11 protein-coding genes and 1 pseudogene are annotated in these 16,234 nt (G+C 67.2%); 8 read left to right on the top strand and 4 right to left on the bottom strand.

Annotated elements, in window-relative coordinates; all coding sequences use genetic code 11:
- The first annotated feature begins 469 nt into the window (after positions 1–469).
- The 5 genes from ABIE67_RS45080 to ABIE67_RS45060 all read left to right on the top strand — a co-directional run bounded on the left by ABIE67_RS45080 (position 470) and on the right by ABIE67_RS45060 (position 10,131).
- The gene (locus ABIE67_RS45080; RefSeq protein WP_370267694.1) at positions 470–4,195 is read left to right on the top strand and encodes a hypothetical protein; all 3,726 of its coding nucleotides are present in this window, start codon (positions 470–472) and stop codon (positions 4,193–4,195) included.
- 821 nt (positions 4,196–5,016) lie between these two features.
- The gene (locus ABIE67_RS45075) at positions 5,017–5,382 is read left to right on the top strand and encodes a hypothetical protein (protein ID WP_370267690.1); all 366 of its coding nucleotides are present in this window, start codon (positions 5,017–5,019) and stop codon (positions 5,380–5,382) included.
- Positions 5,383–5,536: 154 nt separating this feature from the next.
- A complete protein-coding gene (gene istA, locus ABIE67_RS45070; protein ID WP_370267685.1) occupies positions 5,537–6,343 on the top strand; it encodes an IS21 family transposase in 807 nt (268 codons plus the stop codon).
- 123 nt (positions 6,344–6,466) lie between these two features.
- Entirely contained in the window at positions 6,467–7,651 is a 1,185-nt protein-coding gene (locus ABIE67_RS45065; RefSeq protein ID WP_370267680.1) for a tyrosine-type recombinase/integrase, read from the top strand.
- Positions 7,648–10,131 carry a tyrosine-type recombinase/integrase gene (locus ABIE67_RS45060; RefSeq protein ID WP_370267675.1) on the top strand — a complete coding sequence of 828 codons (2,484 nt, stop codon included), beginning with the start codon at positions 7,648–7,650 and terminating at the stop codon, positions 10,129–10,131. Before ABIE67_RS45065 ends, ABIE67_RS45060 begins: the two co-directional genes overlap by 4 nt.
- 675 nt (positions 10,132–10,806) lie before the next feature.
- Here the strand turns inward: ABIE67_RS45060 and ABIE67_RS45055 are convergent.
- Together ABIE67_RS45055 and ABIE67_RS45050 are read right to left on the bottom strand one after the other, a co-directional pair.
- Positions 10,807–11,106, bottom strand: coding sequence for a hypothetical protein (locus ABIE67_RS45055; RefSeq protein ID WP_370267671.1), 300 nt, complete (start codon positions 11,104–11,106; stop codon positions 10,807–10,809).
- Between the two features lie 275 nt (positions 11,107–11,381).
- Positions 11,382–12,398: an LD-carboxypeptidase gene (locus tag ABIE67_RS45050; protein ID WP_370267669.1), complete on the bottom strand. Its 1,017-nt coding sequence runs from the start codon at positions 12,396–12,398 to the stop codon at positions 11,382–11,384.
- 99 nt (positions 12,399–12,497) lie between these two features.
- Between ABIE67_RS45050 and ABIE67_RS45045 the strand changes: the two genes are divergently transcribed.
- The gene (locus tag ABIE67_RS45045) at positions 12,498–13,838 is read left to right on the top strand and encodes an IS701 family transposase (protein WP_370267667.1); all 1,341 of its coding nucleotides are present in this window, start codon (positions 12,498–12,500) and stop codon (positions 13,836–13,838) included.
- Between the two features lie 266 nt (positions 13,839–14,104).
- Here ABIE67_RS45045 and ABIE67_RS45040 read toward each other — a convergent pair whose 3' ends face one another.
- Complete coding sequence (locus ABIE67_RS45040) at positions 14,105–14,668, bottom strand: transposase (protein WP_370269587.1); 564 nt, start codon at positions 14,666–14,668, stop codon at positions 14,105–14,107.
- 152 nt (positions 14,669–14,820) lie between these two features.
- Between ABIE67_RS45040 and ABIE67_RS45035 the strand changes: the two genes are divergently transcribed.
- Positions 14,821–15,066, top strand: coding sequence for a hypothetical protein (locus tag ABIE67_RS45035; protein ID WP_370269754.1), 246 nt, complete (start codon positions 14,821–14,823; stop codon positions 15,064–15,066).
- Positions 15,067–15,355: 289 nt separating this feature from the next.
- Here ABIE67_RS45035 and ABIE67_RS45030 read toward each other — a convergent pair.
- Positions 15,356–15,598, bottom strand: a pseudogene (locus ABIE67_RS45030) (transposase family protein); the annotation flags it as partial.
- Positions 15,599–15,795: 197 nt separating this feature from the next.
- Between ABIE67_RS45030 and ABIE67_RS45025 the strand changes: the two are divergent.
- Positions 15,796–16,215, top strand: a complete 420-nt coding sequence (locus tag ABIE67_RS45025) for a hypothetical protein (RefSeq protein WP_370267664.1) — start codon at positions 15,796–15,798, stop codon at positions 16,213–16,215.
- Positions 16,216–16,234 lie beyond the last annotated feature (19 nt).

Below are 16,234 nucleotides of genomic sequence, written 5' to 3'. Positions count from 1 at the left end.
GTGGAGTGCTCCGCTACCGGCTTCCCCGACTCCGTCGTGGACGTGGCAGGCCGGGCCGAACAGGATCAGATCCTCGGCACGATCAACCCTCTGAGCCGCGAGCGGCGCGGCATGCTCGACATCGTGCCGACCAGTTGGCCCGCATCGAGTGCGGGCGGTGGGACGCTATGGTCGGGTATGTCCGGGGCAGCGGTGCTTTCTGGGTCCGGCCAGCTGGTCATCGGTGTGGTCATCGAGGTCGCGGCCCGCTTCGAGAACCGGAGACTGACCGCCCTGCCGCTCTCGGCTCTGTGCGGCGATCGCTCCTTCATCGACCTGGTGGAACGCCGTACCGGAGTGCCCTTTTGGCTCGAGGCGGTGGAGCTGGAGTCGATCTTGCGACCATGGCGCCGACAAGACCCCCCGCAGTCACCGCTGGCGTTGCTGCGCCCGGAGCACGAGGTGGTGCCCTTCCACGGGCGCACACACAATGGCGCACCTGACGGCCTGGTGCGAGACCGGCCCTCAGGTGTGCGGACTGCTGGTGTACGCGCCGGGCGGCACCGGGAAGACACGGCTGGCCCGGGAGCTGGGGCGGGTGATGCACCACAGGGGCTGGGTCGTGGGCGAACTGTCGGACAGTGCAGCCGACTTCAGTCCACTCACGCAGATGGCCGGCCCGATGCTGCTGCTGATTGACTACGCTGAGACTCGGGCGAAGGCGACAGCGTCGTTGCTGCTATCCCTTGCCGAGCGGCGCGGCCAGCATCCCGTGCGCGTCCTCTTGCTGGCCCGCTCGGCCGGCCGCTGGTGGGACACTCTGCTCGAAGACGAGCTGATCGCAGCCGTCCTGCCCTACCCACCGTATCCCCTCAATGGGGTCGAATACGTATTCGAAGGCACGGAGGAACTGAACCGGCTGGCCGACGCCCTGCACGAAGGGCTCTCCCGCCTTCCCGACTACGAGGCGTACGACGCTCCGCCGGCGTTCGACCTTCCGTGGCGCATGGCGCACAACGGAACGCACCATCCGCTCACCCTGCATATCGCGGTGCTGGCCAGTCTCCTCACACAGCGCGACGGCACGGCTGCGCAGCACAACCCGCCCGAGAAGATCTTGATGCGGCACGAGAAACGGTACTGGAACCGACTGGCCGCCGAGCGGTCCGTCGGCTTTCCGGAGACGCGGGAACTTGTCCTCGTCTTCTGTCTCCTGTGCGGTGCCCACTCCAAGACGCAGGCACTCACAACCGTGTCGCTGGTACCGGGCTTTCAATCCGAGGCACTTGAGAACGAGCGGCGCGTACTCGCCCACTGGATCGCCTGCCTCTACCCGCCGGCAGACCCACGCACGGACTACTGGGGTCTGCTCACCCCCGACTGGCTGTTCGAGTACCTGCTGACTGAAATCGTCCAGGACGAGCCCGCGCTCTTGAAGAACCTGACGCGGACGAACGAAGACCGTACGGCCAGCAGACTGACCGGTGCGCAGCTGCACCGCGCGCTGACCGTGCTCACAGCAGCAGCCGCGCACGGAACGCCGGACGCGTACACCCTGCGGCGCCAGTTGGGCGAACTCGTGGCTGTGCACAACGGCGTCCTCCTGCCCACCGCCTGCATAGTCAGCACACAGGTCGTGGACCCTACGCCGCTCCTCGCGGCGGTGGAGGTGGTGGTGCGGTCCGAAGCGGCACAGCTCAGACACCTGAACAATCTACGCCGGTTCCTGCCACCCGTGGGAGGAGTGCTTGGCCCTGCAGGTCTCGCCCTGCAACAGCGCATAGTCGCGTTTCAACGCGCGGAACGGCAACCGGACGCGCAGTCGGCAGAGGGGCAGTCACGGGAAGACCAGGCTCCATGCAGCCCGGAGCACGAATGTTCCTGCGGCAGCCTTCCGCATGCCCGCACCCGTCGCCTGGCCGAAGAACTTCATCTCCTCGGTACCTACCTCGCCGCAGCCGGAAAGGTCCAGGAGGCGGCTGAAGCCAGCGCTGAAGCGGTTCGGCTCTTCGTGGAGTGCCCGCTCAGCCCTGGCCAGAATCCATGGTCGTACATCCGCAGCCTCACCAACCATGCGACGAACCTGGCCAGGACCGGAGAGTGGGACGAGTCGTACCGACTCGCCACCCGCGTGATCGAGCTGATTGAGTCGGTCGGCAGAACGGACATCACTGCGGACTTCGACAGCTGCCTCATCAGCGTTTTGAACACCCTTTACCTCTACCACTCGAGACGTGGCGAGTCCGACGAGGCCAAGGCCGCGCTGTCCCGCGCGGTCGAACTGCAGCGGCAGGCGCTGTCCGCCACCGGCGGTCACCCCTTCGACTGGCTGCATCTGGGAGAACTCCTGCAAAACCAGGCCACCTGGCTTGCCGAGCACGGAGATCGAGGCGAGGCGATACGGGTCGCGACCGAGTGCGTGGACATCTTCCGCCGCCTGTACAGGGCAAGCAGCGGCGTGTACGCGCAAACCTTCCAGGACTGCGCCCAGCGCCTCGCCGACCTGCTTGCGCAGACGGGACGGCACTCAGAGGCCGCTGCGCTCTACGGTGAGGCCGCCGAAGCGCAGGGCCGGCTGTGGAGCGAGGACCATGCGAGATACCAACTCAAACTAGGCATGACCCTCGTGAAACAGGCGAGGGAGCTCAGCGGTGCAGGCGCGCCCCCTGCAGTCATCGTCCACGTGCTGGCCCGCTCGTGCCGAGTCCTTCAGCGCCTGTTCCAGCAGAATCCGCAGGCCACGGCTCGGCACTACATTGAGACGTTGAAGTACTTCATCCAGGGCGCCCAGCTCGTCGAGACCGACGTCGACATCAAGCCGTACATGCACGAGGTCGCCGAAGCCCTCGACCACGTCCTGTCGAGCTGGGAGCGGGCGGGCCTGCTGCCCGGCGACGACGACACAACCATCAAGAACCTGGCGATGTTCCTGGCCTGGGCGGTGAAGAGCGGGCTGTGGTCGACTGCTGTGTCCTGGTGCGAACGGCTCGAGCATCTCCTGGACCAGGGCGCGGGCGACGGCGCGGGCACCGAGGTCATCAACCGGCGAGCCCTGCGCGTGATATCGGTCATGTGGCGGGCGAAGGCTCTGATCCGGTTGGGAGAACATGCGTCGGCCACATCGGCGGCCAGAGCAGGGACGAACGAGCTGACCGAGCCCGATATGGAAGGCAATCACCAGTCAGCCTACGTGGCCGCCGAAGCGCTGTTCGACATCGCCGGGCACCTGGCCGACGCCGGAGCGACCGAGGACAGCCTGGAACTGCTCCGACTCGGTGCCGGCCTAGGCCGAACCCATGTGGACGCCGATCGCACCATGTGGACGGGCCTGCACTGCAACCACCTGGTTCACGCTGCCGTCCTCGAGTCCAGACGCGGCGACCACGAAGCGGCGGCCGAGCTGCTCGCAGAGGCGCTGCCGCACGACCGGTGGCTCAGCCGAGAACTCGACGTACCCCTGCGAGAGCCCCTAGTCGGCTTCACGATCACTCCCGATGTGCAGAACCCCGGCTACACAGACAACCTCGACAAAGTCCTTTCCCTGTACGCACAGGAGTTGCGTGCCCTCGGACGCCTCGACGACCTCGCAGGAGTGCTCACGGAACAGGTCGCGGTGCGGCAGGCACTGCATGACAAGGAGCCGACGCCGCATCGTGCCCTCGACTGGGCCAGGGCAGGCGCCGGACTCGCCCGGCACCTCCAGGACACCGAGCACCCGGACGAGGCCGCCGCCGTCGCGACCGCGTCAATCGCCGTACTGGAGCGCCATCACTACGACACTGAGGACCACCGGCATCAGCAGGCAGTGCTCCTCCACTGGAATGCTGTGGTGCTAGCGGAGGCTGGACGCTCGGACGACGCGATGACGGCGGCCACCCAGAGCGTTGCGCTCTTCAAGGCCCTGCAGTCCGATGGTCAGCCGCATTCAGACGTTGCGGACGCTGTATGCGACTTGGCGGCGATTCTGAGCAAGGCTGAGCGGTACGAGGAGGCGCTGGTCGTCGGCGGGGAAGCGCTGCAGATGTATAGGGCTCAGTATGCGCAGGACCCTTCGATGGTCGAGGCGTTGGCGATGTGCCTGTACAACCAGATACTCACCCTGGGCGATCTCGGGCGGGAGGAAGAACAACTGACCCTCTTAACCGAGTACGACGCCCTGCTGGAGGAGACGGCAATCGAGCCGAGCGAGGACTCTGTGCACGACCCTGCCGGCTGAACGTGGGAAGGCGCGTGGAGAGTCCTACGTCTTGATCGACAGAGGGTGGGAAGAGGCACGACCCAGCCCTTTACCGCTGACTCATGAGCACTCTCCAGCCGCTTGTAGACCACGCCTTCCATGCCGACCGCCGTTCAGATGTAGCCGCACCGGCACCCAGGGCGCTGTCCGGCTTCTCCTGGGACGAGGAGTTCCGCCAGCTCCGGGGTCAAGTTCGTGCGGGATCATGGCCCAGTCCAGTCTGGATTCCCGTACGGGCTCGTGGCTGGATTCGCGGGCGGGCTCCCGTTTGCGCTCATGGGCGGGCTTCGGTCGGTACACCCTGACCTGGCCAAGGCGGTGGCACCAGGCGCGGTCCTGGTCCGGGACCGGCGCACCTTCTCAGCCATCACGCTCATGGTTGGGTTCCTGGGCACGCTCGCGTTCGGGCTCGCCACTGGGGGACGGTCTACCAGTTCCGCCACCTCGACCTGCAACGGCACTTCGCACAATGCCAGCCAGCGCGTTGTCGGGCTACCGACGAAACTCCCTGAACTGCGCAAACAACACCCGCGCACGAGCGGGCCGCGACCCAGCGTTCGAGCGGTTCCCGAGCGCGGACGAGCTGTCCTCGTGCAGCCGTGGTCGGGGTGAGCGCAGCACGACCGCCCCATGGTCAGACCCGTGCTGTTGCCGCGACACGGTTGTACGCGGCACATCGCATTGATGTCCGCATACAACCTCGGCGCTGCGGCAGCGGTCTTCGATCGCGAGGTTCATCATCCGCACGGCTCCGGCTGCCAGAACGGCGCCGATGCAGCCCTTCTCCGATACGGATTCGCATGCGTACACGTGTCGCGACGGCAGCTGGAACAGTGGCCGCCGCCCTGCTGCTGGCTCTCTCCGCCTCTCCCACTGCTCACGCGGAGGGCACGCCGGTCATCACCAAGGTCGTCGTCAACAAGGGCAAGAACATCGTGGTCGGGCCCACCACCGCCACCAAGTTCAGTGCTCAGATCACCGCCAGCCACTCCGCCGGGATCTCCACCGCCTCGGTCAGCCTGTGGCACGGCGCCAGCTACACGAGCGCCGACCGGCACCTGTCCTACGACGCCCCGCAGTGCACCACCAGCGGCACGACAGCCACCTGCACCATGAACTTCCAGGTGAAGGCCGACACCCGCGACATGACCAACGTGGTTGGCTAGGGCGGCGCTATTTGGCTCCACCCGAGGCGACTCCAACTGGCCCCGCTGAGAGGGGCGTTCGGAGGTACTGGGGGGTAGTGGCGAGGTGAGGTGGCCCCACCCTGGGCCTTGCGATGGGACGGTGGATGTGGTCCGCCGAGGGTGGGTGCTGTGGATGTCGTTGTCCAAGCAAGAGCTGTTCGACCGGATCCGCCGGGACAGCTGGCAACAGCAGCTGTCGATCCGGGCGTTGTCGAAAAAGTACGGCGTCCACCGGCGCCTGGTACGGGAGGCACTGGCCTCGCCGGTGCCGAAGCCGCGCAAGCAGCCGGCACGGACCTCGACGCGGATGGAGCCGTACAAGAAGACGGTCGACGAGTGGCTCCGCGCCGACTTGGAGGCGCCGCGCAAGCAGCGGCACACCGCGAAGCGGATCGGTGCACGGCTGGAGGAGGAGTTCGGCGTCACCCTCCCCTACACCACGGTGCGAGACTTCGTCACCGCCCGCCGCCGGGCGATCGCCGCGGAAGGCGGGGTGCCGGTCGAGGGCTTCCTGGTCCGGCACAACGCGCCCGGCGCGGATGCGGAGGTGGACTTCGGGGAAGTCTGGGTCGATCTGGCCGGGCAGCGGGTGAAGTGCTATCTGTTCGCCTTCCGCCTGGCCTACTCGGGCCGGGACGTGCACCGGATCTCCCGCTCGTGCGGCCAGCAGGCGTTCTTCGAAGGGCACGTGCACGCCCTGTCTGTGCTGGGCGGGGTGCCGGCCGGGCAGGTCCGCTATGACAACCTGACCCCGGCCGTTCGCAAGGTCATCTTCCGCAGCCGGTTGCGGGAGGAGAACCCGAAGTGGACCGCGCTGCACACGTTCTACGGGTTCACCCCCTTCTACTGTGAGCCGGGCCTTCGCGGCGCCCATGAGAACGGCGGGGTGGAGGGGCAGGTCGGCTACTTCCGCCGCAACTACCTCATTCCGGCATGTTGACTGAACTACCGAACCTTGTCTCCTTGTTCTTCGGACAGGCGGGAAGCGGGGTGGTTACCGTCCCCTGCCATGGCTGAAGGCGTGGATATTCCAAGGGACTTAGGCTCGCTGGTGGTTCCCCGGGTGGGCTCGCTCGTGGAGGCCGGCGATCTGTGGGAGCCCTATCGGCTGGTTGATCCCGCGGGACTCCCGGTGGGTGCGGTGACCGCATATCTGCACGAGTTGCAGGCGGCGGGGCGGCCAGCGACGACGCAACGCTCCTACGGCATGGATCTGCTGCGGTGGTTCCGCTTCTTGTGGGCGATCGAGCTGCCCTGGAACGAGGCGACCAGGATCGAGGCCCGCGACTTCTCGCGGTGGATACAGATCACCGCCAAGCCTCCCCGACGCCGACGTACAGGCCAACGTGCACAACCGCGTACAGACCGCGCCGTGAACCCGATCACCGGGAAACGGCCGATCGGGACGACCTACGCCTCCTCGACGGTCGCGCACAGCGAGACGGTACTCCGCAGCTTCTATGCCCACCATTTGGAGGCCGGGACCGGCCCGCTGGTGAACCCGTTTCCGCTGGCCAGGGCGCCTCGGGTGAACGCGCACCACAACCCGATGGAGCCGTGGCGCCCTCAACGGTCAGGGCTGTTCCGGCCGCGGCAGTCCCAGCGGATCCCCCGGCAGATCCCCGATGAGGTCTTCAACGAGTTGTTCGCGAGGCTGTCCTCGGACCGGGACCGGGCCCTGGTCGCCTTCTGGATCTCGACCGGTGCCAGAGCCTCGGAACTGCTCGGCGTTGTGTCCTCGGGCACGGAGCCGGGGCGGCAGCTCGTCACGGTGGTACGCAAAGGATCGCGCGCGATGCAGCAGCTGCCGGCCTCGCCGGACGCGTTCGTCTGGCTGCGGCTCTACCAGCAGCAGATGCACGGGCTGGTGCCCGCCGGCCCGGATGTCTCGCTGTGGTGGACGCTGCGACGGCCGTTCCGTGCGCTCAACTACCATGCCGCGCGGGCGATGTTCGTCCGTGCGAACACCGCACTTGGGTCGAACTGGTCGCTGCACGACCTGCGGCACACCGCGGCCTACCGGCTGGCCCGCGACCCGCTCATGCCGATCACGGACGTCCAGTGGGTCCTCGGACATGCCCGTTTGTCCACGACTCAACGGTATGTCACGCCCACCGCAGAGGACGTCATCGAAGGAGTCCTGGCCCATCACCGCCGTCAGGCGGAGAGGCAAGCGGAGCCAGCGGCGCCGTCGCTGCATTACCGCCCGGAGAGCCTGGACGTGCTGTTCGGCCGGGGGCGGCCGTGACCACCAGCGCCATCACCGCAGCAGTGGCCACTCGGCCCTGGCAGCTCAGCGCGGAGGCCGAGGCCCTCTGGAAGAAGTTTCCGCCCCGCGCCAACCCGAAGAGCTGGCCCGCGACCCGAGCCTCCCGAGCCGCCGTGGTGACCCGCATGCTCACGCCGCCGTTCTTGGGGCACGACTCCAAGACACGCTGCAACCGGAAGCTGACCCTGCTCAAGGTGCTCGACTGGCTGGAGATGCAGCCCGGCAGCACGTGGCAGGAACGGTGGGACGCCAGCGGCGTCGGAGTCGACGGGCGCCTGGACTGGCGGACCCGCCTCATCGACGACCTGAGGAGCGTCGACAACCTCGGCCCGCGCGGGGAACGGATCTTCAAAATCCTCGGCATGGGCCTGGTCCAGCTGATCGGCGGCGACGTCCTGCGGCCGGATCTGCGCTGGTTGATCGCCACCAACTCGCCCCTGCGGATCGCGAACGAGATGGAGCGCGTCCGCGACGGCGAGGCCATCGCCAAGCTCCGGGCCCTGCGGACCGCGAGCACGGTCGGCGACTCCACGGTGCTGCCCGCGATCGAGAAGATCGCGCTCATCATCGCGGCGAAGGGCGGCATGGTTGCCGACCTCACCCCCGGCGACTGCCTGGAACTGTTCAAGACCAGCAAGGAGGTCTTCCCGGGACCAGGAAAGTCCGCCCGACACAGCCCCTTCTGCTATCAGCTGCTGCACTCTCTCGGCACCTTCCCCGCCGACGCGCCGCCCTCGGTCCGCATGTTCAGCACACGCTTCCCCGGCCAGCTTTCCACCGAGCAACTCGTCGACCGCTACGAGCTGGCCTGCCGCCCCGTCCGCGACCTGCTGGTCGACTACCTGGCAGAGCGTCAGCCCGGCGTCGACTACAACACCTTGACTGGCCTGGCGACCGCGCTGGCCCTGTGGTTCTGGAAGGACCTGGAGAAACACCACCCCGGCATCGATTCGCTCCGGCTTGCGCCGGACGTCGCCGCAGCCTGGAAGCGACGCCTGCAGACCCGGATCGTCCGCAGCACCAGCGAGCACGGCCAGGTCGTGGAGACCACAGTGGAACGGGCCACCGCCTCCGACACGCTGATGACCGTTCGCGCCTTCTACCTCGACCTGTCGCAGTGGGCCCTCGACGAACCCGCCCGCTGGGGCCCGTGGGCGGTCCCCTGCCCGGTCCGCGCTGACGACGTCCAGCACCGCAAAATGAAGTCGCGGCAGAAGGCCCGCATGGACCAGCGCACCCGCGAGCGACTACCGGTCCTCCCGACCCTGCTCGAAGCGGTCGACCGGAACCGCAAAGCCGCCGCGGCCCGCCTGGCTGCCGCCGAACACATCCGCCCCGGCCAGCTGTTCACCGCCGGCGGACAGACGCTGCGGCGCGCGATCCTCAAGCGGCATTCGCCTCACCTTTGGGCCGAAGAACCCGCAACCGGCCGGCGCCGAAACCTGGCGAAGGAGGAAAGCAATTCCTTCTGGGGCTGGGCCGCGGTCGAGGTCCTGCGGATGACCGGCATCCGGATCGAGGAACTGAGCGAGATCTCGCACCACAGCCTGATCCAATACCGGCTGCCGAGCACGGGCGAGCTCGTCCCGCTACTGCAGATCGCGCCGTCCAAGACCGACGAAGAACGGCTCCTGGTCGTCTCCCCGGAACTCGCCGACGTGCTCTCTGCGATCATCTGCCGCGTTCGCGCCGACGATGGCGGCGTCCCGCTCGTGATCGCCTACGACCACCACGAGAAGGTCTGGAACCCGCCCATGCCGCTGCTGTTCCAGCGCAAGATCGGACTCGAGGACCGGCCGATCCCCATCGACGGCATCCGCACCCTCCTCCAGGATGCCCTCGCCGCCACCGGATTCACCGACACGGCCGGCGAGCCGCTGCACTTCGCTCCGCACGACTTCCGGAGGATCTTCACGACCGACGCCGTCATGAACGGCATGCCGCCCCACATCGCCCAGCTGATCCTCGGACATCGCGACATCAACACGACCATGGGATACAAGGCGGTCTATCCCGAGGAAGTCATCAACGGGCACCGGGCGTTCATCGCCCGCCGCCGGGACCTGCGGCCCAGTGAGGAATACCGCAGCCCCACCGAGGAGGAGTGGGAGGAGTTCCTCGGCCACTTCGAACACCGCAAGGTCGCTCTCGGTGACTGCGGCCGAGCCTACGGCACCAGTTGCATTCATGAGCACAGCTGCATCCGCTGCCCGCTCCTACGGACTGATCCAGCCCAAAGGCCCCGCCTCATCGACATCCGCGACAATCTAATCGCCCGCATCGCTGAGGCCGAGCGCGAAGGCTGGCGCGGTGAGGCCGAGGGGCTCAAGGTCAGTCTGGCAGCGGCGAACTCCAAGCTCGCCCAGCTCGACAACCTCACAGCCCGACGAAACACGGCCATCAACCTCGGTATGCCCTCCTTCCCAGACGTCGCTGGGTTGCACATCACCTCCGGCTGAACCATGGCAAACCATCACAAATTCATAGTTCAGTGGGCGTTTAGGGATGGATTGAGACGCTAAGTCGCTCCTGCGGCCAACACCCTTCGGGGTGATTCGCGCCTTACATGCGCCTTCACGGCATCCCGGGTGCCGATCCGGTCGCCCGTTTGATCCGCTCCTCAGCGCCGAATTCCGTCTGGTCTAACAACGGGTTGGAAGCTTCCTGTCTGTCGGTAACTTCCAGGCGTTTCAGGCCGCACGCATTGGCGATAAATGTGGCAAAACATGTTGAAACGGTCGGCGTGAATCACCATCAAACGCCCACTCAGTGGGCGTTTAGGGATGGATTGAGACGCTAAGTCGCTCCTGCGGCCAACACCCTTCGGGGTGATTCGCGCCTTACATGCGCCTTCACGGCATCCCGGGTGCCGATCCGGTCGCCCGTTTGATCCGCTCCTCAGCGCCGAATTCCGTCTGGTCTAACAACGGGTTGGAAGCTTCCTGTCTGTCGGTAACTTCCAGGCGTTTCAGGCCGCACGCGTTGGCGATAAATGTGGCAAAACATGTTGAAACGGTCGGCGTGAATCACCATCAAACGCCCACTCAGAGAACGTCCCGCGAGTGGCCACGCTGGAGCAGCTCAACCAGCAGATCGCGGTGTTCGAGGAGCGCGAGCTCATCCGATGGATCGGCTCACGGATCCGCACGATCGGCCAGGACTTCGCCCGGGAGGCGCCGCACCTGCTGCCGCTTCCGCCGGAGGCGTTCGAGACGGCACAGATTGCGGTTGCACAGCTCCACCTGCCGCGCCGCCTCGTCGGCAGGTTCACCAAGAGCCCAGACGTGACCGCTGACGACCAGCCTGTTGATGAAGTCACCGTCGAGCCGGGCGGAGCGTGGCAGGCGCTCGGCGACGAGTCTGGTCACCGTCGACTTCCCGGCCCCGGGCATCCCCGTCACGATCAGGCAGTCCGGCGTCTCCGCAGTGATCACGCCCGCAATCGTGGCAGCGTGCCTGGTGGCGAGCAATCGTATTTTCAAGGCGCGGCCCTCCTGAGTACTCCGCTCCGGCGCCCCGGTTCCCCCGGCCGGATCTCCCAGGATCCGCGAGCGAGAACCATCACCCGATCCGGCCCAACAGCCGCTTGGCGATCAAGCGTTCCCGGAACTCACCAGCACGCGCTGCCGCTTCCCACCGACACAATCAGCGCCGTGACTCACATCGTGGCGCGTGCTGCCGAGGCTGTCGGTTCACTGATCCGCATCGCTCAGCCGCCCGCTCCGCTCCCCGTGAGCGGGCGTACTGCCGGTTCGAGCAGCGACAGCGTCCGCTGCTGCGCGTCGAGGGCGACGCGGATACCGACCGGCATCGGCAGATTCGGGCCGGCGTGTCCGAACTCGATGTTGCCCAGGACCGGGATGTCACGGTCGCCGAGGACGTCGAGGACGATCTCGCGCAGGGTCGGGGACGCGTCGGGCGAGTCGAGTCCGTCGATCCCGTCCGGGATGCCCACGACCATGCCGGAGATCCGATCGAGGATGCCGGCGTGCCGCAGTACCTGCAGATAGCTCCACACATACGCTGCCTGGCCGCCAGCCTCCTCCCAGAACAGCACCGCGCCGTCGAACCGTTCGAGCGGCAGCGCGTAGGGCGTCGCCTGGGCCAGCACGATGCGGTTGATCACTCCGCCGATCAGGCGGCCTTCGGTGCGACCGGCACGCCAGCACTCCCACGTCGGGGTGGCCGGCAGCGCGCCGATCGGCACCGTACTGGTCAGCAGCGTCGAGTAGAGCTTCTCAAGTTCCGCTTGGCGTGCTGCGGGCGCGCGCTGCCAGTGTCCGCCGAGTCCAGGGGTGGCCAGGTCGGTATGGAAGCCGACCAGACCCGTGCGCGCGTAGAACACCAGATGCAACAGCGAGATGTCGCTGAAGCCGAGGATCGGCTTGGGGTCGGCAGTGATCGCCTCAAAGTCGATCAGGTCGAGGTAGCCGAGCGCCGTCTGGCCGCCGTCATGCGCGATGATCGCGCGCACTTCGGGGTCCCGCAGAAGAGCGTTGAGCTCTTCTGCGATCTCCGCCGGCCGAGCCGCGCTCCACCAACGGTGCCGCCCTGCATCGAGGAGCGGTGCCCGACGCACACGGAATCCCATCCGCTCGAGCACGACCACCGCCTGCTTGAGGTCGGGCTCGTAAGCGGCATGGAGCGGCCCAGACAGCGATGCGATAACGACGAGATCTCCGGGCCTCAGGGCACGAGGTCGAAGCAGTTGAGGCAGCGCAGTCACGGCAGCTGTAGTTCTTGATCGTTGGCGTGTTCGTGCTGGTCAACGGGGGTGCGGGGGCGGCCGAGGGTAGGGGGACGGCCACCGTGATCATGAGCGTTTGTGACGACGATCAAGGAACAGGTGGCCGTGGAGGCCACGATAGCCGGGCAGGAGTGGACGGCCGCGTTCGGGGCGGTGATGGCCGAGGTCGCTGACTGCTTCCCGCGCCGGGAACCGCGCCTGCTGGCGCGGGAGATGACCGAGGGCATGCTGATGGAGCTCGATACGCGCAACTGCTGGACGCTCGGCGAGGCGCTGGGGCACTCGGGCCCGCACCGGCTGCAGCACTTCCTCTCCCGTGGTGTGTGGGACCACGATCTGGCCCGCGACCGGCTCATGACCTGGGCGGCCGGTGAACTCGCGGACGACCAGGCGGTGTTGATCGTGGACGAGACCGGTGATGAGAAGTCCTCGACCGACTGCGTGGGAGCGGCCCACCAGTACGCCGGGGCGCTCGGCGGTATCGGTCTGTGCCAGGTCTCCGTCCACCTCACCTACGCCTCGGTAAGCGGGCACACGCTGATCGACCGCGCCCTCTACCTGGGCGCCGGGTGGGCCGCCGACGAGGAACGCCGCCTGCTCACCCACGTCCCCGACGAGACCCTGTTCGCCACCAAGCCACAGCTCGCGGCCGCCATGCTGCAGCGTGTACGTGCCCTGGGGATACCGGCCCGCTGGCTGGCCGGCGACGAGGTGTACGGCGGTCGCGAGCTGCGACGGCATGCACGGGCACTCGGCCTCGACTACGCCCTCGCGGTCCGCGCCGACCACCGCGTCACCACCCCAGCCGGCCGCTTCACCGCCACCGAACTCGCCGCCCGCTTACCCCGCCGCACCTGGATGCGCATGCGTACCGGCCACGGGACCAAGGGCGACCGTCACTACGACTGGGCCATGATCGGCGTCCTCGCCGACGACACCCCCGAAAGCACCGGGCCGGGCCACTCCTACCTGCTGGTGCGCCACCACCGCTACACCCGCGAACTCTCCTTCTACCGCTGCCACTCCGCAACCGCGGTCACCATGGCCACCCTGGTCGATGTGGTGTGCTGCAGATGGAAAATCGAAGAGGACTTCCAGGCCGGAAAATCCGACTGCGGCCTGGACGAGGGCCAGACCACCTGCTGGAACTCCTGGATGCGCTGGAGCCTGATCAGCATGCTCGCCGCAGCCATCCTGGCCGTCACCCAAGCCCGCGCCGCCGCCCAGACACCCAGCGGCCCACTCGCCCCCTCAAGCACCCGCGAGCTGCTGCGACTCCTACGCGCCACCGCCCTGCGCCCTCCCCGCCGCGACCTGGAGCACCTCCTGCACTGGTCCGCATGGCGCCGCCACCATCAACAGCAAGCCACCGAAGCCCACCGCCGCTGGAACAACATCACCGCCGCAGCAACCACCTGACCAGCAACAATGACCAACCGATCAAGAACTACAGCTGCCGTGGCAGTTAGAGTCACCGAGGCAGTATCCCGACACCCTCAGTAACACGCGACACATTTACCGGCGTCCATCCACGAAGCCGCTGGGCCCAGAACAAGCCGCCCTCCGGGGCCACTTCACGACGCCTGATCTTCATGAATCGTCCCCAAACCGGGGCCAGTTGGAGTCGCCTCGGGTGGAGCCAAATAGCGGCTCTGGCACAGATCTTGTGGAGTAGTCGCTGAGCGTTACTGAAGCAGGATCATCTTGCGGAGGAGCTCGAATCCGGCTCGCCCGTACAGCTGCCTCTTGATCTTTTTCACCCTGTTTACGGCGCCCTCCGTGCCGCCGGAGCTCCAGTGCACGGTGAGTCCGGCGATCACGGCTTCGAGGTCGGTGGTGAGTCCGTGGGCGAACCCGGCGATCCCGGGCAGCTGTGCGCCACGGGCGGTGCTGATCCAGTCCGGCAGGTCGGCGCCGGTGCGCCGGGCGAGCATCTGAGCGAAGTCCCGTACGAGGTTGTGGGTTTGATCCAGTTCGGGGCAGGCGTCGAGGACGGCCTTGAGCTGGGTGGTTTCGTCTTCGGTGAGGGTGTCGGGGTGGCGGGTGATCCAGCCGACGACGGCGCGCACGGACGGCGCCGCAACGGTCGGCGCGGGTGCATCGGGCCACTCCAGGCGGCTGCGGGCCCAGTCCCGCAGGCTGCTGTAGGGCACTCGGTGGCCTTGCGCGGCGAGTTCTTCGCGCACGTCCTTGATAGTGATCACGCCGTCGGTGTCGTCGATGCGCCGTTGCAGGTAGGACTGGTGCATGTCGAGGTGGCTGGAACGGGTTCGGCGTCCGGTGACCATGTCCTGCCAGCGGGCGGCCCTTGCGTATCGCTGGACGGGGTGCCGTCCCCAGCCGAGGTGGCGGGCGATGGCCCGCAGCTCATTCCCTCGCTCAACAGGCCGTGGACCAGGGCATGATGGGCTCGCATCCGCTCGGCCCGGCGGCCGGCGGGCACCACGGTGACGGGCAGCGCGATCTCGGCGGTCCGCGTGTTGGTGGTCGCGGGATCCGGTGGTGGGGCGGCGGTGCGCAGGCAGTCGCGATGTGCCGCGACGCATTTCTCGACGGCCTGGTTGAGGCTCTGGAGAATATGGAACCGGTCCGCGACCTGCAGCGCAGCAGGGGCGCCGAGCGCGGCACCCTCGGCATACGCCCGTGATCACGGTGGCGTACGAGTGGCCGCGGCGGGTGGCGAAATCGTCGACCCCGATCACCCGCGGCGTGTCGAACTGCGGATCCGGCAAGGCCATCACCCGGCGCAGAAGCGTCATCCGCCCGGCACCGAATCTCAGTTGGGCCGCCATCCGGGCACCGGCCCGTCCGGCTAATGCGAGCCCGATGTGCTCCAGGAGACGGCTGAGCCGGGTGGTGAAACGCGAGTACGGGCAGGTCAGCCACGCGAACGATTCGACGAATGTGCGGCGCGGACATGTCCTTGCGTCACAGACGAAGCGCCGGACCTTCAGCAGGATCACGACGCTCCGCTCACCGAGCGGCAGATCCCGCAATCTGCGCTGGTAGGAGCCGTGCACGCGCTCTGAGTGGCGGCCGCAGTCAGGGCAGGTCGCACCCGTCGTGCGGCCCTTGGCCACGATGTCGATCGTCCCGAAGGCGGCAGTTACCTTCTCGACGTCCACCTCGTCGACCCCGTCGAACACGAGCGTCTTCCAGAACAGTGCGTCGGTCTGCATGACCGGCACCGTCGCTGGCGGCCGCCCCGGAGCGCCGGTCTCCGCACCGACTTGACGGAGCGTCAGCAACCGTTGTTCGAGGGCACGGCGCACGCGGTCTCACGGGGAAGCAGCCCTCCACAATCGAACACCTAGTAACGCTCAGCGACTACTCCACAAGATCTGTGCCAGAGCCCAAATAGCACCGCCCTAGCCACGTGGTCTCCAACGCCTACGCCGGCACCTGGCACATCGCTGCCTTCGCCTACGGCAAGGACCGGAGCCGCACCACTGTTTACGACTACGCCACCACCAAGGTGCAGCGCGCCTCGAAGCTCACCGTGAACGCCACCCCCGAGCCCGTCGAGAAGGGCAAAAAGATCAATATCACCGGAGCGCTCGCCCGCGCGAACTGGGACACCCACGCCTGGGCCGGCTACAGCGGCCAGAGCGTCAAACTGCAGTACCGGCCCAAGAACTCAAGCACCTGCACCACGCTCAAGACCCTGACCACCAGCACCGGCAAACTGAGCACCCCCGTCACTGCCACCGCCGACGGCTACTACCGCTACACCTTCGCCGGCACCTCCACCACACCCGCAGCCACCACCGCCGGCGACTACATCGACGTCACCTGACCACCTCGCCGGCCGCCCA

The sequence above is a fragment of the Streptomyces sp. V4I8 genome (assembly GCF_041261225.1).
GTDB lineage: Bacteria > Actinomycetota > Actinomycetes > Streptomycetales > Streptomycetaceae > Streptomyces.
This window is presented reverse-complemented; position numbering and strand designations above follow the sequence as displayed.